The organism is Streptomyces olivochromogenes, from assembly GCF_001514115.1.
Lineage (GTDB): Bacteria > Actinomycetota > Actinomycetes > Streptomycetales > Streptomycetaceae > Streptomyces > Streptomyces olivochromogenes.
On record NZ_KQ948476.1, the window covers coordinates 124,920 to 144,744 of the forward strand.

Here is a 19,825-nt window from a genome sequence, read left to right on the forward strand (position 1 = left end):
CCGCGAGCTCAACATCGACGCCGAGGGCATCGACATGGGCCCGTCCCCGGTGGACGCCGCCCTCGCCGCCGATCTGGTGATGCCGATCGAGGAGCTCGACCTCACCGTCCGGTCGTACAACTGCCTCAAGCGCGAGGGCGTGCACTCCGTGGGTGAGCTCGTCGCCCGCTCCGAGGCCGACCTCCTCGACATCCGCAACTTCGGTGCGAAGTCCATCGACGAGGTCAAGGAAAAGCTCGCCGGCATGGGCCTCGGCCTCAAGGACAGCCCGCCCGAATTCAACCCGACCGCCGCCGCGGACACCTTCGGCACCAACGACGTGGACACGGGTTTCGTGGAGACCGAGAAGTACTGAACGCTGCGCTGCGCCGGTCATAGAGACACTTCGCGCACGGGGACACGAGAACCTCCGTGCTGCCCGCTGGGCGGCCTCGACCGAGCCCGCGCCCGGCCCTGCGCCTGCGCCTGCGCCTGAACGGGCTGACCCGCGATTGAGCACCAGACAACTAGAACTAGCGAGGCCGTCTCTATGTCCCCACGCTCACCGACCAAGATCAATCGCAGGTCGGCCCAGTAGGGTCGGGGGGCATGACGACACCTCTTGCCGGCAGTGCCTTCGACTCGCTCCGCCTCGACGCGGTGCCCGACCAGGAGGCGCTGCGCCGGGTCTACGAACTCCCCAGCGACGCGGCCGTGCGGAAGCAGATGTCCGAACTCACAGACCAGACTCGGCGGTTGATCGGCTGCTCATCACTGGTCCTGATCGCCAGCGCGGACGCCGAGGGCAACTGTGACGTCTCGCCGCGCGGCGGCCCCGCCGGGTTCGTCGCCGTCCTGGACGCACGGACGGTGGCGATACCGGACGCGACCGGCAACAAGCGTCTGGACACCCTGCAGAACGTCGTCGCCACCGGACGGGCCGGGCTTCTGTTCGTCATCCCGGGGCGCACCACCACCCTGCGGGCGAACGGCCGGGCTGTCGTCTCCACCCGCCCGGAGCTGCTGTCGCAGCTGACCGCCGTGGGCAAGCCGCCGGCCAGTGCGCTGGTGCTCGGGATCGAGGAGGTCTACCCGCACTGCCCCAAGTCACTTCTGCGCAGCGGGGCCTGGAAGCCGGAGCAATGGCTGCCGGCGGACGCCCAGCCGACCTCGGCCGAGGTGACGCTGGCCCAGCTGCGCATACCGGAGCTGACGATCACCGACATCGAGCAGGCGGAGGCGGACTCGCTGAGGTACCGGTACGAGTAGCGGGCCGACCTGCGCTTGCTGAACCACCAGCCAGCCGAACCCCCAGGCCGGCACACCCCAAGGTCAATCGCGGGGCAGCCCGTAACCCTGGCAAAGGCCGCCAGCCACAAGGTGGCGGAGCTCCGGCGCCTGATGTACAACCCGCTACTCGGCCTGTCGGCCGTCGCTGGCTGTCGGCCTTACCTGCTGTGTCCGTCAACCCAACTGGGGGCGCAATGCGACTCCACCCGGCACCTACTACACGGGAGCGCACGTCAAGCGCCTGACCGCGGACAAGCACTACTTCCGCGACGTCTGACAGCACCCCTCCCGGGTACGACACGGCGGGCACCGCCACCCCTCTCACGCCCCGCGTCGGCAGCAGGCGACGTCCCTGCCGGGGCCACGCCCAGATCACCGGTAACCGGGGCCGCATGGCGGTCGCCCAGCGCCGGACGACCGCCACGAGTTCTCGAAGTCCACCCGAGTACCTGGTTCTTGCCCTTGCCGAGCAGGCGGCTGCCGTCGCGAGGGCGCTACACGTCTTCGGCCTTGACAATCCGTTCCCGCCACCTGAAGGCTGACCGACCAGTCGGTATGTAGGAGTGAGTCGTGACCGCGCCAGCACCCTGTCGCACATCAGAAAGGACAGGGCCGACGCCCTGTGGGGAGACGCGCTGCCGAACGGCATCGCCGCTGAACTCGCAGGCACCTTCTTCAAGTACATCGACGAAACCGTCACGGAGAGCGCGCCGTCCTCAGGACGACTGCCCGGCTCCGGACTGGTCGGCGACTGGGTCCCCCTCGACGCGTTCGCCCCGGACGTCCGCCTCCGGCGCGGACCTGACTTGATGCTCCTGGTTGTTGAGGGACGCGACCGCATGCGGCTGGGGCTGAAGTACCGGGAGGACCACCCGGCGGCCGACCTCGGCGAAGGATTCCTCCGAGGCCTCGCCGGTCTCGTGCGGTTCATGGGCGGGGGTCCTGAGAGGGCTGAGGCTCGCGTCGGCGACGCTCTGGCGACACAGCCGTAGACCTGGCGTACCAACGGCCGTCGTACGACTCGACGCGGATGGGCCGCCCGAAGCACGCGGTGAAGTTCTCCGACGTGAGCACTGTTTCCACGGGACCGGAGACCAGCTCACGGCCTTCCCGCAACAAGAAGGCGTGCGAGGTGGACGGCGGCAGCTCCTCCGGATGATGGGTGACGGTCACCGTGGACAGTCCCGGCCGGCCGGTCGCGAGGCGGTACAACGCGTCCACCAGGTCCTCCCGGGAGGGAAGGTCGAGTGCGTTGAACGGCTCGTCGAGCAGCAGCAGTGACGGGTCGGACATCAGCGCGCGTGCGATGAGGATCCTCGCGCGCTGCCCGCCCGAACAGTCACCGAAAGCACGCCGGGCGAGTTCCTTGCAGTCCAGCTCGGCCAGGAGCAGGTGGGCGCGCTCCCGGGCAGCAGCGTCGTACATCCGCCAAAGCGGCTGCACCGTGCCGGTCGCACCGGTGAGGACCACCGTGTGGGCGGTGGCGTCCAGCGGCACCTTCTGCGCGGCATTGACAAAGCCGATACGGGCCCGCAATTCCCGCACGTCCACCCGGCCGAGGCGATAGCCGAGCACGTCCACGGTTCCGGTGGTGGGGTGGAGCAAAGCTCCGGTGAGACGCAACATGGTGGTCTTGCCGGCCCCGTTGGGACCGAGCAGCGCCCAGTGCTGTCCTCTGTGTACGGTCCAGTCGACCGAGTCCAGAACGACCTCCTGGCCCGTCGTACGACGGTGGACACTCACCCCGGAGAGCTCAATGACGGGACGAGCGCCGCTCCCACCTGCGAAGGAACCTGTCATCCGGGCAGGCTACCGGTCCGACGTGGCCCGCCGCCCCGCCGTCAGCCTGCCCTGCCTGGTCCGTAGCGGCTTCCTCGACCTTGACCGATGTGCTCCTGGGCAAGATGGGTGAGAGCCACGCCGTGCTAGTCGATCCAGGCCAGGAAGTCCAGGGGCGACGCTGACGCGGCGCCGCAGGTCGTCGGCTCAGCTCGCCTGCCCTCGGCGGCCCGTCGATGCTCGCCACCTTGGCAGGGTTCTGACCTGCCCGACAAGTTGCCTGACGCCCCATCAGAGCGGGCGTCATTTCAGCGTCAAGACATCGCCCGTAACCCGCACAGTACACCCGCACAAAACCGCAGGTCAGGAGCCCTTCGCGGCCGGCTCCAGAAATCGCCACGCACTCCACATGATGAGTCTTCGGAAAGACGTGGTGACAATGCCAACGCCCCCACCAGCGGTGCTGGCGCCGGTTGAGCCCTATGCAACTCATCTCCAACGCTGAGCGGAGCAGGGTATCCGTCAATGGCCGGTTACCGAATCCGGTGATTCCGCGGATTATTGGCAGTCCGCCGCGTATCTCCGCTTCCCCACCACCGCGGAAGCAACTAAACCCGAAAGGCACTGCCGACAGGAATGCCCAGTCAGAGCGGCGAAACGCCTCACGGCCAGTTCAGCCCCGAGCACATCCGCGCCACCTGGAGTGGGACGGCGAGCGTCGAGGACGCCGCCCAAGCGTTCGGCTTGTCGAGATCGAAGAGCTACGGCCTCGCTCGCCGCGGAGAATTCCCATGCCGCGTGCTACCAATAGGCCGCACCGCCCGCGTCGTCACCGCCTCGCTCCTCCCCGTACTCGAGAGCGGCGAGCCGGAGTACAACAGAGCCCTCGCACAGGCTCCAACCCATCCTGACCAGCCGCACGACGAGGCCCCGCCGGACCAGACCGGCGAGGCTTCGTCGTGCTGGACGCCCCTATAACGGGGGGGTCGGTAGAGACCGTCCTGACCAGGTTGAAGACCTCGCGGGCGGCATATCGCTTGAGGCATCGGATGATCTCACGTCGGGTCTTGCCCTCCTGGGTGCGGCGTTCGTAGTACGCCTGGGTGCGGGGATCGAAGCGCAGCCGAGTGAACACAATGCGGTGCAGAGCCGCATTGGCTTGCCGGTCGCCCCCATGGTTGAGCCGACGCGAACTCCGACGGCCGGAGGAGTACTCGCCGGGGCTGACTCCACACAAAGCGGCGAAGGACGCCTCGGCTTTCAGCCGCTCAGGCTTGTCTCCCATGATGATCAGGAGCGCGACGGCGCTGTCCGGCCCGATGCCCACCGGTACGAGCAGTTGCGGGGCGTGGCGTTCGACGAGTCGGGTCAGGCGCTGATTCAGCTCATCGATCTGCCCGGTGAGCTGCTCTATGCGCTGGGCCAGCAGGCTCAGGGTGATGCGCGTGGCCTGGGCCACGGCGTCCGCGTCGTCCCCGTCGGGCAGGCTGAGGCACGCGCAGGTGGGGAACACCTCGCGGTTGCCCAGACTGGACAATCGTTCCCGCAGAGCGGGGTCGGCTATGACCAGGACGGCCTTGAGCTGGTTGATCGCCTGGCTACGGGCCTTGACCGCGGAGTCCTTGGCGAGTTTAAGCATCCGGGCGCTGTGCACCGGACCGTCGCCGGTTTTCGCCCGGGCAGGGCGCGACCACTGAGCACAGCCCGCGCAGCAGCCTGCGCATCGAGCGGGTCCGACTTCCCGAGCAGACGGCGGGCCGTGCGGTCGGGCCGGTTCACTTCGTACACCTGGACGTGCTGAGCCAGCAGGTAGCGGGACAGGCCCGCTCCGAAGGTGCCGGTGCCCTCCACACCGGCCCGGCGCACCATCCCCAGCTTGCGGGCCCAGACGAGCAGCCGACGGTAGCCGGCCGCCGTGGCCGGGAAGGACTCGGTGCCCAGGACCTTCCCCAGCGGGGAGACCACGGCGGCGGCATGAGTCTCGCCGTGCGTGTCCACGCCCAGACGACCTCACCCGGATCGTCGGCAAGGCCCCTATTGGGACACGCCCTGTGGCTCGGTGGCAGCAGGCACCATCCCGCAACGACAGTCGACACGCCTGTGACTGGACACTTCGGTCATAGATCTCATGAGTCAGACCCTCGTCCGGGACGGCGCTGCGCAACCGTCCCATTGGCCCCGGCACACCGGCACCAACCGATCACAGCAGCATGGCTTCGAACGAACCGGCGCTCAACCTGGCTTTGACGGGCTGACATTGTGTTGACTACTCGCCCATTCGTGACCGGCATGGACGAACGGCTTGTGGCCCTGCCCGGGAGAGGGTAGCGAGCTATCGGCTCCGTCGGTTTCATCGGTGGCGGGCGCTTCGGACATGCGCGGCGTAGTGTTCCCCGAGCCGGGCCAGTCGGCCTTAGATCATTCACGAAACTGCGTCAGCGCTAACGAGGCGGACAGTCTTTCGCCGGCACCGCGGGGCAGGTCGACGACCGTCGTCTCCGGCAAGGTCCTGATCACGGCTCGCAGCCTCGCACCGGCGGTCGCGGCGTGAGTACCCTCGCGGCCCAGGCCATCAGCACCACGCGGCTGGGCCTGCTTCCGCTGCACGTCGCGCATGCCGAGAAGATGACCGCGGTGTTGTCCGGTCCAGCCCACGGGGAGCCCATGAGGTGGTAGTCAGTCAATCTCCGCCCCCGCAACCAGCGCATCGAGCGCCGTACGCAGCGCGGCCAGTTCGTCCGGAGTGGGATCGGCCGGTTCGTGCGCCACCAGCGCAGCGGGGTTCACCACGGGGGTGGCGCCCTCAGGACCGGGTGCACCCGTGGCGCGGGCAAGGGGCGCACTCATTTCGGGCGGCGGGGTGCCGAGGCCGTCGCCGAACCGCCGCAGCGCGGCCGCGAGCAGAGGCTGGGGGAAGGGGAAGTCCGCGGGAAGCAGCCCGGCCTGCCGGGTGTGGTCGTCGCCGCGGAAGTCCAAGACCCAGTTCTCCCAGCCCGGCAGCGGCCAGTTGTGAATGCCGGCCACGGTCTGCACTGCCCACAGCGAGACGGTGCGGGCCTGCGGGTCGAAATGGACGCCGCCGTGCGGCATGTCGGTGAGCGCAGGAGTGGCCGGCGACGCGACGATCAGGTCGATCAGGCCGGGGCCGGCGGCGAGGTGCTCGATGGGCTCCCAGTCGCTGCCCCACGCGCGAACGCTTCCGTCGGGCAGGCGCAGGGAGGCGACGGAGCAGGGCTCGGTGTACTCAGTGTCCGCGAACCCGGAAGGCTCGAAGGTCTCGAACCAGCCCGGCGCACGGGTCAGGTCCCTGCCGAGGCCCAGATGGTGGGTCAGATCGCCGATGCCGTCGTGCGCGAAGCGGACGTCCCAGCCGGGCCAGGTCCGGGCCAGTACGGCGCGGGCGGCAATGTGGTCGTCCCAGCCGTCCGTGGGGGCGAACCAGAGCAGAATCCGGCGGTCGTGGTCGACGAGTGCGGCGCCCTGGCACCACACGTCGTCGAGCCATTCGTCGATCTCCCGGTTGGCGCGGAAGCAGCGTGTCGCCGCGGCCGGACCGGGCAGCAGATCGTCGACCACCCGGTTGGCTGCCCAGTGCGAGTAGTACCGCTGCCAGGCGCCGTTCTCGACCACCACGTACTGCGCTCGCGCTCCCATGATCAGCGAGGCTAGCGCCGCTGGGCTACGGGCGACGAACGCTTTTCTGGCGAACGCCACTCTGCTGCGGCGGTTGCCCGGCCTGCGGCTGGCCGTCCGGACCGGGGCGCCGGATGAACGGCCCCCGAACGGGCGCCTCGGCGCCCCGAGTCGAGGTAGGAGAGGACTCAGTGGCGTGGCGCGAAGTGGACCAGGATCCGGCCCGTGTTCGCCGTGTCGATCTCCACGCGGTCGTACAGCTTCCTGATGTGCTTCTGGCCGAGGAACGCGAGGACGCGCCCCTTGAGCTGTCCAGTGCCCTTTCCGTGAATAATCTGCACTACGGGCTCCCCCATGCGTTTCGCCTGGAAGACGATCTGCCGCAGCGAGAGTTCGATGTCACGGTTGTTCCGGAAGATCGGGTGCAAATCCAATGTCAGCAAGGTGCTACCTCCCGCCGCCGCCACCTGTGACGACCCGGTCCGAGTGTGTCATGCGACACCCTGCCAGGACCCCGACCTGGACAGGTCCGAACGGATCGACCGGAGAGGGTGTGCGCCCCTGGCACAAGGACGCCGGCGCGTGGTTCACCGATCGGTGACCACGATCTCGCGCTTGAGGATCTTGCCGGTGGGGCCCTTGGGGAGCTCGGCTGTGAAGGTGACGATCCGGGGGTACTTGTACGCGGCCACCCGGTCCTTGACGTGGTCGCGGATCTCCTCGGCCGTGGCATGGGCACCGGGCCGGACCGTGATCACCGCCGCGATCTCCTCTCCGTGGACCGAATGCGGTACGCCGACGACGGCGGCCTCGGCGACGGCTGGGTGCTCGTACAGCACCTCCTCGACCTCGCGCGGGTAGACGTTGTAGCCGCCGCGGATGATCAGGTCCTTCTTGCGGTCGACGATGAAATAGAAGCCGTCCTCGTCGGCGCGGGCCAGATCACCGCTGTGGAACCATCCGTCTCGGATCGCTTCCGCGGTCGCCTCCGGGCGGTTCCAATAGCCGGTCATCACGTTCTCCCCGCGGATCGCGATCTCGCCGACCTCGCCCGGGGGCACCGTGGCGCCGCCCTCGGCGACGAGCCTCATCTCGACTCCTCGGATGGGCAGCCCGATCGAGCCTGCCTTGCGCGGGCGATCCGGGTGGTTGAACGCGGCGACCGGCGATGTCTCGGAGAGTCCGTATCCCTCCAGCACGGTGACGCCGAAGCGCCGCTCGAAGCCGTGGAGCACCTCGACCGGAAGCGCGGCACCGCCCGAGACGGCCAGGCGCAGCCGGCCGGCGTCGAAGCCTTCGGCGAGCTCGGCGTGGAGCAGCGCCGCGTACATCGTCGGCACGCCGAGGAACACGGTGACCCCGTCACGGGCCATGATCTCCAAGGCACGCTGCGGCTCGAACCGCGGCAGCAGGGTCAGTGTGGCGCCGGCCGCGACGGCCGTGTTGAGCGCGCACGTCTGGCCGAAGGCGTGGAAGAGGGGCAGGCCGCCGAAGAGCACGTCGTCAGGTCCGACCTGCAGCAGCGTCTCGGCCGTGGTGGCGGTGTTGGTGGCCAGGTTCCGGTGTGACAGTTCGGCGCCCTTGGGCGTCCCGGTCGTGCCCGAGGTGTAGAGAATCAGGGCCGGGTCGTCATCGGCCCGGTCGACGATGCCGAGCAGCGGTGCGTGAGCCCGCAACATGTCGTCGAAAGCCAAGGACTCGGTCACCAGGCATTCGGTTCCGGTCTCGGCGGCGGCCTTCGCCACCTGGTCAGCGAACAGGGGAAACACCAGCGCGATCTGCGCCCCGCAGTCGCGCAGAGTGAAGGCCACCTCACGGGCTTTGAGGAGCGGATTCATCGGCACGACCACGCCGCCGGCCCGCAGGATGCCGTAGTAGACGACCGGGAACAGCGGGATATTGGGCATGGTCAGCGCGACGCGGTCGCCAGGCCGCAGGCCGCGATCGCGAAGGAGGGCGGCGACTCTGGCGCTCGCGTCGTCCAACTCGGCATAGGTGAGCGTGCTGTCGTCGTGGCGCACGGCAATGCGATCGCCCTGGGCCGCAGCGGAGTCGACCAGGAACGAGGCGAGGTTGGTCATGTCGGCAGTCTCCTTGAGTTCGTCGCGGCCCGCGACGCGGCGCTGCGGGGTCGGATCACATCGCGCGGGGTGACCCCGTTGCGAGCGCCGTCGATACGGGGGCGGTGCGGGAAGGCCAGCCACAGTCGCAGGAGATGGCGGCTGAGTTCGGGCCGGCAGTCGTCCTCGAATTCCGATCGCGCATGCATGATCCTGTGACTGTTGAGCAGCAGCAGATCGCCGGCCTGGAGATCGATGTCGAGCCGGAACTCCGGGGAGGCGGCCACTTCGTCGATGAGGTCGAACAGCTCCACGTCCGCCGGTTCCAGACGGGGCACCTGGGGGAAGCGCTGGGCGGATTCCAGGTAACACCGGTTGTAGCGCATGCTCAATGCCCCTCCCGGCCGGGCGGCGAGCGGGTCGGCCACATAGGGCGCCTCCTCGGGAGGGTGCTCCTGCCGACGGTCGAAGAAGTACGTGCGGTACAGGCGCTCGGCCAGATCGGGGCGGAGGCTCTGCACCGCGTTGTGCACCGCCGCCGAGCTGACCAGGGAGGTGCGCCCCCCGGTGCGGGGCGTCCGCAGGGGCAGCAGTGCGAGCAGATCGGCCCCGTCGGTGTGGAACGGCAGCGCCGCCCGGGTCTGGTAGCCGCGTGTGGCCGGATCGGCCAGACTGCGGCCGGTGTCCCGGACGTGGCCGAGCATGTGCCCGTCCGCGTTCTGCGGGACCGGGCGCCCGAGGTACTGACCGAGGCCCCAGAACACCGCTCCGGCGGCCACCTGGCCCAGCTGCTCGACCGGGATGCCCTTGATGAGCGCGAACCCCCGACCGTGCTCGAGTACCTCGCCGACGCGTTCCAACTCACCGGCGAGCGTGGGGAGTGGGAAGTCGGCAGCTCTCAGCTTCAGCAGCGTGAGGTCACGCCTGCGCGCCTCCCGCAGAGCGGAGTCGATCTCGGCCAGCTGGTGCGATGAGAACCGTAGAATCCACTCCTCGCGGTTCGCCAGGTCACCGCCGTGCCACACCGAGGGGCCCTCGCAGGCGGCGTGCAGCGCCTCACCTGCGTCCGTCATACCGGTCATATGCACCTCCGTAACCGTCACGCGTTCACCGGCCCGGGGCATTGGGCACCAGGGGACCGGGCCGGTGAACGGCGCCATGCTAGGTTGCCCACCCACGTCCATGCTTGTCCTGGCGTGACATGAGATTTATCTTTTCGGGACACGGTCGCGAGACAGCCTTGGAGCGTGCACATGAGGCCCCTGGTCCGCACCGCAGCCCTCAGCGGCTATGTCGAGCTGTGCCGCTCGCTCGGTATCGACCCTCAGCCGCTGATGAAGCGCGTGGGCTTGGACACCGCCGCCCTCACGATCCAGGACCGGTGGATCTCCGGCGCTGCCGCGGTCCAGGTGCTGGAACTCTCGGCAGCCGCCTCGGGCCACGAGGACTTCGGAGTGCGCATGGCGGAGTTCCGACGCTTCTCCAACCTGGGCCCCATCAGTCTGGTCGTCCGCGAAGAACCCGACGTGCGGAGCGCACTGGGACTGTTGATCCGTCACCAGCACATGTACAACGAGGTCCTGGACACCCGGCTGTCCGAGAGGGACGGGCTGGCCACGTTGAAGGTCGGCCTGCGGCTCGGCGAAGCGATGGCGGCCCGGCAGGCCACGGAGTTGGCCATCGCCGCCTACCACCGGATCCTGCGGGAGTTCCGCCACGCCCAGTGGCAGCCGCTCTCCGTATGGTTCAGGCACCCTGCCCCGGCGGACGTCTCGACGCACCGGCGCGCGTTCGGCGCCCTCGTGGAGTTCGACCGCGAATTCGACGGCATCGTCTTCTACGCCGACGATCTCGACGCGCCCAACGCGATGGCGGATCCATTGCTGCGGGAGTACGCCCACCGGTACTTCGAGGCGATCGCGGTCCCCAGGGACACCACCGCCGCGGACCGGGTGCGCGAGCTGATCGAGGTCCTGCTGCCGACCGGGCGCTGCTCGATCGAGCAGGTCGCACGGAGCCTGGGCGTCGATCGGCGCACCGTCCACCGGCATCTGGCCTCCTCGGGCGAGACCTTCTCCTCGCTCCTCAACGCCACCCGCACGCACCTCGCTGAGCAGTTCGTCGCGAACCCACGGCGCTCGCTGACTGAGATCTCCGACCTGCTGGGGTTCTCGTCGCTGAGCGGGTTCTCGCGCTGGTTCCGCGAGCAGTTCGGGTGCAGCCCCAGGGCGTGGCGCAGCGCCAGGAGTCGGCAGCAACTCCCCCATCAGGACTGATACCGCGGACGGGGCCGGGGCTTGACCATGCGCCGCGCCCGGGGCGCTTGGCACGCCAGCGGCGATGTCCCCAAATGGCAAATCATCTGTCACCGAGAGTCAAACAGCTCCGGGTGCTCGGCCCTACCTTGGCACCACCGCAGAGACGCGGTCGGCCGCCGGAGAGGGGTGTGTTCCCCTGTGCACTCCTGCTCCGGACCGGCCGATCGTACCGGGCCGCCATGCGCCCGCTGTCTCCCGGTGACCCGCATCGATCCCCGCCGGGCATTCCAGGCCCCCGCATCGCACACGCCGATGCTCCCGGCGAGTGATCACCGATCCTACGAAGGAGACGGACCGTGCACTTCCACGACGACTCGCTCTTCCCCGAGAACCAGGAAAAGCTGGTGATCCAGGCCGCTCCCTACGGGCCGGAGTGGCTGCCGGGGGACGCCGACGACCTCCCCCTGACGATGGACGAGCACGTGCAGGCGGCCGTCGACTGCTACAACGCCGGCGCCACGGTGCTCCACATCCACGTGCGAGAGCTCGACGGCAAGGGCTCCAAGCGGATGTCCATGTTCAACGAGCTCCTGGGCCGGCTGCGTGAGGCCGTGCCGGACATGGTGCTGCAGATCGGCGGCTCGATCTCCTTCGCCCCGGAGGACGAGGGCAGTGAGGCGAAGTGGCTGAGCTACGACACCCGCCACCTGCTGGCCGACCTCACCCCCGCGCCGGACCAGGTGACGATCGCGATCAACACCAGCCAGATGAACATCGTCGAGATCATGACCGACGACGACCTGGAGGGCACCTCGATCGCGAAGCCCGAGTACTACAAGGCATACCGCGACATGGTCGTCGAGGCGGGCCCCGACTTCTACCTCGAGCACCTCAAGCGCCTGCGGGCGAACGGCATCCAGCCGCACTTCCAGCTCGCCACACTGGCCCAGCTCGAAACCGTGGAGCGGCTCATCCGGGCCGGCGTCCACACTGGTCCGCTGATCCTCAACTACGTGGCCATCGGCGGCGGTTTCGCGGGGCGTCACCCGGCCGACCTGATCGAGTTCGTCCGCCGCACTCCGGACGGCGCCGTCCTGACCATCGAGAGCTCCATGCGCGCCGTGGCACCGATGAACGCGATCGGCATCGCGCTCGGGGTCCACGTACGCGTCGGCAACGAGGACAACCTGTGGCGGCGCAAGGGCGAGCGCATGACCACTGTCGATCAGGTTGAGCAGATGGTGCAGATCTCCGAGGCGCTCGGCCGAGACATCGCGACCGGCGCCGAGGCCAAGAAGATCTACCAGCTGGGCGAGTACTACTCCGGCGCCGACGAGACACTGGCTCACCTCGGCATGGTGCCGAACCGCCACCCCGGTCGGCGCGGCTTCATGCTGCGCGACGTCTGATCGCGGCACGGGACCATCGCGGCACGGGACCACGGCGCCGCCGCCTATCCGCGCCGGCCCATGAGGCCGCCGGGCCGGGGCCACGCCCCCGGCCCGGCGGCCCTGCCCCTCCTCCTCACCTCCCATGAACAACGGAGCACGCCCATGGCTCACGCCATTCGTTTCAAGGAATCCGGCGGTCCCGAAGTCCTGCGCCTGCAAGAGGTCGTCGTCGGCGACCCCGGCCCGGGCGAGGTACGGATCCGGCACGAAGCCGTCGGACTCAACTTCGCCGACACCTATTTCCGTAGCGGCCTGTATCCCGCGCCGCTGCCGGCCGGACTGGGCGTCGAGGCCGCGGGGGTGGTCGAGGCGGTGGGCAAGGGCGTCACCCAGGTCACCGAGGGGGACCGGGTCACGTACACCGGAAGCCCGCTCGGTGCCTACAGCACGGAACGGGTCATGCCCGCCGACTCCCTGATCCGGCTGCCGGACGGCATCGGCTTCGAGACCGCCGCCGCAATGACCATGCGCGGCCTCACCTCCGCGTACCTCATGCGCAGGATCCACCCGCTGAAGGCCGGCGACACGATCCTGCTGACCGCGGCGGCGGGAGGCGTCGGCCTCATCGTCTGCCAGTGGGCCAAGCTGCTCGGACTGACCGTCATCGGCACCGTCTCCACCGAGGAGAAGGCCGAACTCGCCCGCGCCCACGGCTGCGACCACGTCATCCACCACCAGAGCGAGAACGTGGCCGAGCGAGTGCGCGAACTGACTGAGGGCGCCGGGGTCCCGGTCGCCTTCGACAGTGTCGGCAGGACCACCTACGCCGCCTCGCTCGCCTCGCTCCGGCGCCGCGGTCTGCTCGTCTGCTTCGGTACGGCCTCCGGTCCGGTCCCGCCCATCGACGCCATGCAACTGGCCGTCGGCGGCTCCCTGTTCGTCACCCGGCCGGCGCTCGCCGACTACATCGCCGACCCTGCGGAGCGGGCCGAGCTGGCGGGCGAGCTGTTCGACCACGTCGCCTCCGGACGCATCGCCATCGAGATAAACCAGCGCTACGCGCTCGAGGACGCCGTACGGGCGCACCGCGAGCTGGAGGCGGGACGGACCACGGGATCGTCCGTCTTCGTCCTCTGAGCCCCCTGCTGGATCACACGCATCACGCCCTCTCCAGGAGGAAGCACCATGGAAAAGTCTCTTGCTCCGCTGGAGGGCGCGCCCGCGTCGGTGCGCGCCCACTCCCGCGGCTCGATCAGGGTCGAACCACTGACCTGCACCATCGGCGCCGAGCTCTTCGGTGTGCACCTCGGCGACGCCTCGCGCGACGACAGCCTGTTCGCCGAGATCAGGGCCCTGCTGTTGCAGTACAAGGTGCTGTTCCTACGCGACCAGGACATCACGCGCGCCGAACACGTCGCCTTCGCCGAGCGCTTCGGCCCGCTGGAGGACCACCCCGTCGCCGGCAGCGACCCCGAGCACCCCGGCCTGGTGCGCATCTACAAGGACCTGGACAGCGCTCCGGAGCACTACGAGAACGCCCTGCACACCGACGGCACCTGGCGTGAGAACCCGTCGATGGGCGCCGTTCTGCGCTGCGTCGAATCGCCCCCGGTGGGTGGTGACACGATGTGGATCAACATGGCCGAGGCCCACCGCCGGCTGCCGGAGCACATCAAGACACAGATCCAGGGGCTGCGGGCCCGGCACAGTATCGAGGCCACGTTCGGTGCCGTCATGCCGCAGGACGCGCGCCACGCGCTCAAGGCGCGGTTCCCCGACGCGGAGCACCCGGTGGTGCGCACCCATCCCGAGACCGGCGAACAGATCCTCTTCGTCAACGCCTTCACCACCCACTTCGTCAACTACCACACGCCCGAGAACGTGCGCTTCGGGCAGGACTACGCCCCGGGCGCGGGCCTCCTGCTGAACCACCTGATCAGCCAGGCCGCGATCCCCGAGTACCAGGTGCGCTGGCGCTGGACGCCGAACAGCGTCGCCATCTGGGACAACCGCTCCACCCAGCACTACGCCGTCCAGGACTACTGGCCCGCCGTCCGCCGTATGGAGCGCGCCGGGATCGTCGGCGACAGACCGTTCTGACCATTCCTTCGAAAGCACGTGAGGTGATGACAATGGAGTTGCACACCACTGCTGAGCCCATCCCGAAGACAGAGACGACGGTCTCGTCCGGATGGCCCGTGTCCCGACGGTATGCCTGGGTGGTCTTCGCCCTGAGTTTCGGCCTGCTGCTGTCCGACTACATGTCGCGGCAGGTACTCAACGCCGTCTTCCCGATGCTGAAGGCCGAATGGCTGCTCTCCGACGCCAGGCTGGGCTCGCTCAGCGGCATCGTGGCCCTCATGGTCGGTCTGCTCACCGTTCCCATGTCGCTCCTGGCGGACCGCTGGGGCCGGGTGCGGAGCCTGCTGTTCGCCGCGACGATGTGGAGCGTTGCGACCCTGGGCTGCGCGGTGTCCGCGAGCTACGGCCAGATGTTCGCCGGCCGCCTCTTCGTCGGCATCGGTGAGGCGGCATACGGGAGCATCGGCATCGCCGTCGTCCTGAGCATCTTCCCGGTCGGCCTGCGGGCCACCCTCTCCGGCGCCTTCATCGCAGGCGGGGCCTTCGGCTCGGTCCTGGGCGTGTCGATCGGCGGCGCGGTGGCCCAGCAGTTCGGCTGGCGCTGGGCGTTCGGCGTCATGGGCATCTTCGGACTCGTGCTGGCCGGGGTCTACGGCTGCGTGGTCACGGAGAAGAGGCTGGCTCCGCGAGCGGGTTCCACCGACGCGAAGACCGACGCCGACCCACGCGGGACCCTGCGCGCGCTCCTGCCGCGGCTGTTCTCCTCCGTCTCGGTGATCAGCGCCTACGTCGGCAGCGGACTCCAATTGTTCATCGCCGGCGCGCTCATGGCCTGGCTGCCCAGCTATTTCAACCGCTACTACGGCATGACCACCGCGAAGGCCGGCGCGACGGCCGGGGTCTTCGTCCTGATCATCGGCATAGGCATGATTGTGGGCGGGATCGCCTCGGACCGGATCGCCCAGGCGTTCCCGATCCGGAAATGGTCCGTGGCCATCGCCTGCAGCATCGGCTCGCTCGTCCTGCTCATGACCGCGTTCCAGCTTCCGACCGGCCCGCCGCAGCTGGTGACGCTGGCCACCGGAGCCCTGCTGTCGGCCGGCTCGGCCGGTCCCGCCGCCGCCATGGTGGCCAATCTGACCCCCGCGTCCATCTCCGCGACGGCCTTCGCCACGCTCACTCTCGCCAACAGCCTGCTCGGACTCGCGCCCGGGCCCGCGGCCACCGGCGCGCTCGCGGACAGCATGGGTCTCCTCGGCGCACTGCGGATCGTCCCTCTGACGGCGCTCGCGGCCACCGTGGCATTCCTGATCGGCCGCCACCACTACGACCGTGATCTGCGTCGCCTGACCAACCGCGCCCCCGTGGCGGAGCCGAAGGAATCGGAGGTGTCCTCATGAGCCGTACCACCGAGCCGGTCCTCGTGATCGTCCCCGGCCTGCGCGACCACGTCGAGGAACACTGGCAGACCCTGCTGGCCAACCGGCTCGCCGAGGCCGGGCGTACCGTCCGCACGGTTCCCCCGCTGACGCAGAACCAGCTCAGCCGGGAGGCCCGTGTGGCCGCACTGGACAAGGTGATCGCGGAGATCGCGGGGCCTGTCGTGCTGGTCGCCCATAGCGCCGGTGTGATCACCACCGTCCACTGGGCCCAGTGGCACGAGGCCCGGGTACAGGGGGCGCTGCTGGTGACACCGCCGGACTTCGAGAAGCCGCTGCCGGAGGAATACCCCACCCCCGAGGCGCTCGACGAGCACGGCTGGACACCGGTGCCCCGCTCCCCGCTGCCGTTCCCCACCATCGTCGCGGCCAGTTCGAACGACCCCCTGAGCAGCGTCGAGCGCGTCGCCGAGCTGTCCCGCGACTGGGGCGGCCGCCTCGTGGAGCTCGGCGAGGTCGGTCACCTCAACCCCGCCTCCGGCTACGGCCCGTGGCCGCGCGCGGAGGAACTGCTCCGCGAACTCGAAGTTGAAATCGACATCGAACTCGACTGAGCCCCCGCCCCCCCATGCAGCCCCCGCGAAAGGCAACGATGAACACCGACCCCGACCTGCTGTGGTCTCCCACTCACCGTGAGCTGGAAGACTCCAACGTCGCGTTCTTCATGGAATGGGTGAGCGAGGAGCGGGGGCTGCACTTCTCCGACTACGCCGAGCTGTGGCGGTGGAGCTCCACCGACCTGCCCGGCTTCTGGTCCGCTGTGTGGGAGTTCTACGGGCTGGACGCGGTCACCCAGTACGACGAGGTGCTGGGCGATGCGTCGATGCCGGGCGCCAAGTGGTTTCCCGGCGCCCGCCTGAACTTCGCCGAGCGGTGCTTCGCCCAAGCCACCGACGCCCGCCCGGCGCTGGTCAGCGTGGCCGAGGGCGGCACGCCCATGGAGACCTCGTGGCAGGAAATGCGCCACCAGGTCGCGGACGTCGCGGCGGCCCTGCGTCGCATGGGCGTCGAGCCCGGCGACTGCGTGGCCGGATACCTTCCCAACCTCCCCCAGACCGTGGTCGCCCTGCTGGCCACGGCCGCCATCGGCGCCGTCTGGACAGCGTGCTCCCCGGACTACGGCACGCCCAGCGTGCTCGCCCGGCTGCGGCAGGCGCGGCCGGCCGTCCTCATCGCCGCGGACGGATACCGCTACGGCGGCAAGACATACGGCAAACGCCCGGAGGTCGCCGAGCTCGCGGACGGACTTCCCACCCTCCGTCACATCCTCGCGGTCGACAACCTCTTCACAGCCTCGACCGAGCCCTGGTCGACGCGGCCCGAGATCGAACAGCACGCCTGGTCCGCGCTGCCGGCCTCCGAATCGCCACTGGAATTCGCCGACGTGCCCTTCGACCACCCGTTGTGGATCCTGTGGTCATCGGGGACCACCGGGATACCCAAGGGGATCGTCCAAAGTCACGGCGGCATCGTGGTCGAACTGCTCAAGGCACTCGGCCTGGGCTCCGATCTGCGCCCCGACGACCGCTATCTCTTCCTCACATCCACGAGCTGGATGGTCTGGAACTTCCTGGTCGGCGGCCTGCTGCACGGCAGCACGATCATCCTGTACGACGGCAGCCCCACCTTTCCGGACATCAACGGGGCCTGGCAGGTCGCCGAGCAGACCGGCGCCACCATGGTCGGCGTGGGCGCGGCCTACCTCGCCGCCGTGGAGAAATCGGATAGGCATCCCGCGGCCGAGTTCGGTCTCGACCGACTGCGCTCCATACTCCAGACCGGATCATCCCTCCCCCCCAGCACCTGGCGTTGGGTCTACGACCGGCTCGCACCGAACGTCTGGCTGCAATCGATCTGCGGCGGTACCGACGTCTGCTCGGTACTCGCCGGCGGTTCCACCCTGCTGCCCGTACGAGTGGGCCGGATCCAATGCCCCGCTCTCGGCGTCGCGCTGGCCTCGTGGGATCCCTACGGGCGCCCCCTGGCAGGTGAACACGGCGAGTTGGTGGTGACCGCGCCGCTTCCGTCCATGCCACTCCACTTCGTCGGCGACCCCGACGGCGCCCGCTATCGGGCCAGTTACTTCGACACCTACCCCGGGGTCTGGCGGCACGGCGACTGGGTTACCGTCGACGAAGACCTGTCGGTCGTCGTCGCCGGCCGCTCCGACTCCACCCTCAACCGCATGGGCGTACGGATGGGCTCCGCCGACATCTACGCCGTCGTCGAACAGCTCCCCGAAGTCGCCGACAGTCTCGTCATCGGCGTAGAACAGCCGGACGGCGGCTACTTCATGCCGCTCTTCGTCGTGACCGCAGGCGGCATCGCCCTCGACGACGGACTGCGCGAGCGGATCGCCACGGCCATCAAACGCCGTTTGTCCCCGCGCCACGTGCCCGACGTGATCGTGCCGATCCCCGCCGTCCCGCGCACGCTCACCGGCAAGAAGCTCGAAGTACCCGTCAAGCGCATCCTGCAGGGTTCCCCTGTCACCGACGTCAGCGCCGAAGGATCAGTCACCCACTCCGAGATGCTCACCTGGTTCGAGGACTTCGCGGCCCTTTCCGCAACGGACAAGTGAACACCGGCACCGGCCGCAGCGATACCGGCTGCCTCGCAACGCCGCCGCCGGCAGCCGCACCGAGCACCACCTCCTACAGACGTTCGGGGCTGCCGCCGATCGAGCGTCACTGGAGCGTCAGGAATCCTCAGCGATGTCCCGACCCTGTCGCCCTACGGTCGTTGGCTTCCCGTGCTCGCAGTCGCGGGCACCGCCATCACCGAGCAGGGTGTCGACGTATCACTGCGCGACATCGCGCGCAGGACCGACGTCGGGCTCGCGACACTGCTGCGTCACTTTCCGACGCGCGAGGCACTGCTCGATGCCCTGCTCCGCACGAGCTTCGACGAGTTGGCGGCGCAGGCAGCCCAGCTCGAAACATTGAGCTCGCCCGAAGATGCTCTCGTTTCATGGCTACGCGACTGCGTCGCGTGGACAACCGAGTATCGGGGCGTGAGCGTGCTGATGGCAGCCGCCATCGAGGACACCGAGTCCGCACTCCACGCTTCGTGCGTCACCCTGCGCGCGGCCGGTGCGCGGCTCCTCGCCCGTGCCCAGGCCGCGGGCATGGCGCGGAGCGATATCGATGGCGCCGATTTGTTTGCGCTGGTGGCCATGCTCGCTTGGCTCGGCGATCAACCCTCGCTCGCGCCACGCGCCGACCACCTCTTCGAGGTTGTCGCGAGCGCGACTCTGACGAGCGCAGAGAGCAGCGATGCCGAGGAGGAACGCCGCCCTCGGGCCCGTAGCTGACATTCGTCGTGCACGCGGACCAGCGAACTCGGCCGCGCGCTCGGCAGGAGCGGTTCGACGCCGAGTTCGCCAAGGCGGTGAAGGGCACCGGCATCGAGCCGCGCGCGACGGCTGGACACTGCACCGGATCCGCCACAGCACCCTGACACACGACGCCGAGGGCGGCACGTCCACCCCGATGCTGCCGGCCCGCCGCCGCCACGCCTCCGTCCGCTCCTTGGAGCGGTACGCACGCCCCAGCGTCGACGCGGTCGCCCGGCACGTCGCCGAACGCGACCCCGTCGCCCGACGGATGCGGCCGTCCAAATCCTGGATCTGTTCCGTGAGCTGGCCGATTCGCTGGGCCAGCAGGCACAGGATGATGCGGGTGGCCTGCAGCACCGCCTCTTCACCGTCTTCGCCGTTCTTGCCGTCGTCGGCGAGCCGTGCGCAGGTACGGAAGAGTTCTGCATTGTTCAGCCCGGCCAGTTCTTCCCGCAGGTTCGGGTCGGCACTGACGAGGACGGCCTTGAGCTGGTTGATCACCTGGGTGCGGGCCTTGACTGCCGAGCCGTTGACGTACATCGGGCGATCTGCACCGGTCCATCGCCTGGCCTAAGAA

Annotated in this window: 16 protein-coding genes and 1 pseudogene; 11 read left to right on the forward strand and 6 right to left on the reverse strand. The window is 69.0% G+C overall.

Annotated features, from left to right (window positions below; genetic code table 11):
* The 3 genes from AQJ27_RS43455 to AQJ27_RS43465 form a co-directional block, all read left to right on the forward strand.
* Positions 1-355, forward strand: a 355-nt coding sequence (locus AQJ27_RS43455) for a DNA-directed RNA polymerase subunit alpha C-terminal domain-containing protein (protein ID WP_279636228.1), incomplete at its 5' end; no start/stop codon positions are given.
* A gap of 233 nt (positions 356-588) precedes the next feature.
* Positions 589-1,248, forward strand: coding sequence for an MSMEG_1061 family FMN-dependent PPOX-type flavoprotein (locus AQJ27_RS43460; RefSeq protein ID WP_067382081.1), 660 nt, complete (start codon positions 589-591; stop codon positions 1,246-1,248).
* Positions 1,249-1,832: 584 nt separating this feature from the next.
* Positions 1,833-2,261: a hypothetical protein gene (locus tag AQJ27_RS43465; protein ID WP_067382084.1), complete on the forward strand. Its 429-nt coding sequence runs from the start codon at positions 1,833-1,835 to the stop codon at positions 2,259-2,261.
* On the opposite strand, the gene AQJ27_RS43470 is transcribed toward AQJ27_RS43465, so the two are convergent.
* The 6 genes and pseudogenes from AQJ27_RS43470 to AQJ27_RS43495 form a co-directional block, all read right to left on the reverse strand.
* The gene (locus AQJ27_RS43470; protein WP_067382087.1) at positions 2,197-3,069 is read right to left on the reverse strand and encodes an ABC transporter ATP-binding protein; all 873 of its coding nucleotides are present in this window, start codon (positions 3,067-3,069) and stop codon (positions 2,197-2,199) included. The two genes, AQJ27_RS43465 and AQJ27_RS43470, sit on opposite strands and share 65 nt — an antisense overlap.
* Before the next feature lie 955 nt (positions 3,070-4,024).
* Positions 4,025-5,114: pseudogene (locus AQJ27_RS61015) on the reverse strand (IS110 family RNA-guided transposase); the annotation flags it as partial.
* Between the two features lie 610 nt (positions 5,115-5,724).
* Positions 5,725-6,702 carry a hypothetical protein gene (locus AQJ27_RS43480; protein ID WP_067382090.1) on the reverse strand — a complete coding sequence of 326 codons (978 nt, stop codon included), beginning with the start codon at positions 6,700-6,702 and terminating at the stop codon, positions 5,725-5,727.
* Between the two features lie 167 nt (positions 6,703-6,869).
* Complete coding sequence (locus AQJ27_RS43485) at positions 6,870-7,124, reverse strand: Smr/MutS family protein (protein WP_067382093.1); 255 nt, start codon at positions 7,122-7,124, stop codon at positions 6,870-6,872.
* Between the two features lie 144 nt (positions 7,125-7,268).
* A complete protein-coding gene (locus tag AQJ27_RS43490; protein WP_067382096.1) occupies positions 7,269-8,762 on the reverse strand; it encodes a long-chain-fatty-acid--CoA ligase in 1,494 nt (497 codons plus the stop codon).
* Positions 8,759-9,823, reverse strand: a complete 1,065-nt coding sequence (locus AQJ27_RS43495) for a TauD/TfdA family dioxygenase (protein WP_067382099.1) — start codon at positions 9,821-9,823, stop codon at positions 8,759-8,761. The genes AQJ27_RS43490 and AQJ27_RS43495 overlap by 4 nt, the downstream gene beginning before the upstream one ends.
* Positions 9,824-9,994: 171 nt before the next feature.
* Here AQJ27_RS43495 and AQJ27_RS43500 point away from each other — a divergent pair, with 171 nt between their 5' ends.
* From AQJ27_RS43500 to AQJ27_RS43535, 8 genes are all read left to right on the forward strand, one after another.
* The gene (locus AQJ27_RS43500) at positions 9,995-11,017 is read left to right on the forward strand and encodes an AraC family transcriptional regulator (RefSeq protein WP_067382102.1); all 1,023 of its coding nucleotides are present in this window, start codon (positions 9,995-9,997) and stop codon (positions 11,015-11,017) included.
* Positions 11,018-11,355: 338 nt separating this feature from the next.
* Positions 11,356-12,408 (forward strand): beta-keto acid cleavage family enzyme, encoded by a 1,053-nt coding sequence (locus tag AQJ27_RS43505; protein ID WP_067382105.1) that lies wholly within the window; start codon positions 11,356-11,358, stop codon positions 12,406-12,408.
* Positions 12,409-12,552: 144 nt separating this feature from the next.
* The gene (locus AQJ27_RS43510; RefSeq protein ID WP_067382108.1) at positions 12,553-13,527 is read left to right on the forward strand and encodes a quinone oxidoreductase family protein; all 975 of its coding nucleotides are present in this window, start codon (positions 12,553-12,555) and stop codon (positions 13,525-13,527) included.
* Between the two features lie 48 nt (positions 13,528-13,575).
* A complete protein-coding gene (locus tag AQJ27_RS43515) occupies positions 13,576-14,490 on the forward strand; it encodes a TauD/TfdA dioxygenase family protein (RefSeq protein ID WP_067382111.1) in 915 nt (304 codons plus the stop codon).
* 98 nt (positions 14,491-14,588) lie between these two features.
* Positions 14,589-15,872: an MFS transporter gene (locus tag AQJ27_RS43520; protein ID WP_235613836.1), complete on the forward strand. Its 1,284-nt coding sequence runs from the start codon at positions 14,589-14,591 to the stop codon at positions 15,870-15,872.
* Positions 15,869-16,465 carry an RBBP9/YdeN family alpha/beta hydrolase gene (locus tag AQJ27_RS43525; RefSeq protein ID WP_067382117.1) on the forward strand — a complete coding sequence of 199 codons (597 nt, stop codon included), beginning with the start codon at positions 15,869-15,871 and terminating at the stop codon, positions 16,463-16,465. The genes AQJ27_RS43520 and AQJ27_RS43525 overlap by 4 nt, the downstream gene beginning before the upstream one ends.
* Positions 16,466-16,503: 38 nt before the next feature.
* Entirely contained in the window at positions 16,504-18,492 is a 1,989-nt protein-coding gene (locus tag AQJ27_RS43530; RefSeq protein WP_067382120.1) for an acetoacetate--CoA ligase, read from the forward strand.
* Between the two features lie 171 nt (positions 18,493-18,663).
* A complete protein-coding gene (locus AQJ27_RS43535) occupies positions 18,664-19,224 on the forward strand; it encodes a TetR/AcrR family transcriptional regulator (RefSeq protein ID WP_235613837.1) in 561 nt (186 codons plus the stop codon).
* The last annotated feature ends 601 nt before the right edge of the window (positions 19,225-19,825 follow it).

Bases quoted from the DNA above. Each gene is read 5' to 3' on its own strand.
- AQJ27_RS43460 (WP_067382081.1), top strand. From the start codon at position 589: ATGACGACACCTCTTGCCGGCAGTGCCTTCGACTCGCTCCGCCTCGAC.
- AQJ27_RS43470 (WP_067382087.1), bottom strand. From the start codon at position 3,069: ATGACAGGTTCCTTCGCAGGTGGGAGCGGCGCTCGTCCCGTCATTGAG.
- AQJ27_RS43480 (WP_067382090.1), bottom strand. From the start codon at position 6,702: ATGGGAGCGCGAGCGCAGTACGTGGTGGTCGAGAACGGCGCCTGGCAG.
- AQJ27_RS43490 (WP_067382096.1), bottom strand. From the start codon at position 8,762: ATGACCAACCTCGCCTCGTTCCTGGTCGACTCCGCTGCGGCCCAGGGC.
- AQJ27_RS43495 (WP_067382099.1), bottom strand. From the start codon at position 9,823: ATGACCGGTATGACGGACGCAGGTGAGGCGCTGCACGCCGCCTGCGAG.
- AQJ27_RS43500 (WP_067382102.1), top strand. From the start codon at position 9,995: ATGAGGCCCCTGGTCCGCACCGCAGCCCTCAGCGGCTATGTCGAGCTG.
- AQJ27_RS43510 (WP_067382108.1), top strand. From the start codon at position 12,553: ATGGCTCACGCCATTCGTTTCAAGGAATCCGGCGGTCCCGAAGTCCTG.
- AQJ27_RS43515 (WP_067382111.1), top strand. From the start codon at position 13,576: ATGGAAAAGTCTCTTGCTCCGCTGGAGGGCGCGCCCGCGTCGGTGCGC.
- AQJ27_RS43525 (WP_067382117.1), top strand. From the start codon at position 15,869: ATGAGCCGTACCACCGAGCCGGTCCTCGTGATCGTCCCCGGCCTGCGC.
- AQJ27_RS43530 (WP_067382120.1), top strand. From the start codon at position 16,504: ATGAACACCGACCCCGACCTGCTGTGGTCTCCCACTCACCGTGAGCTG.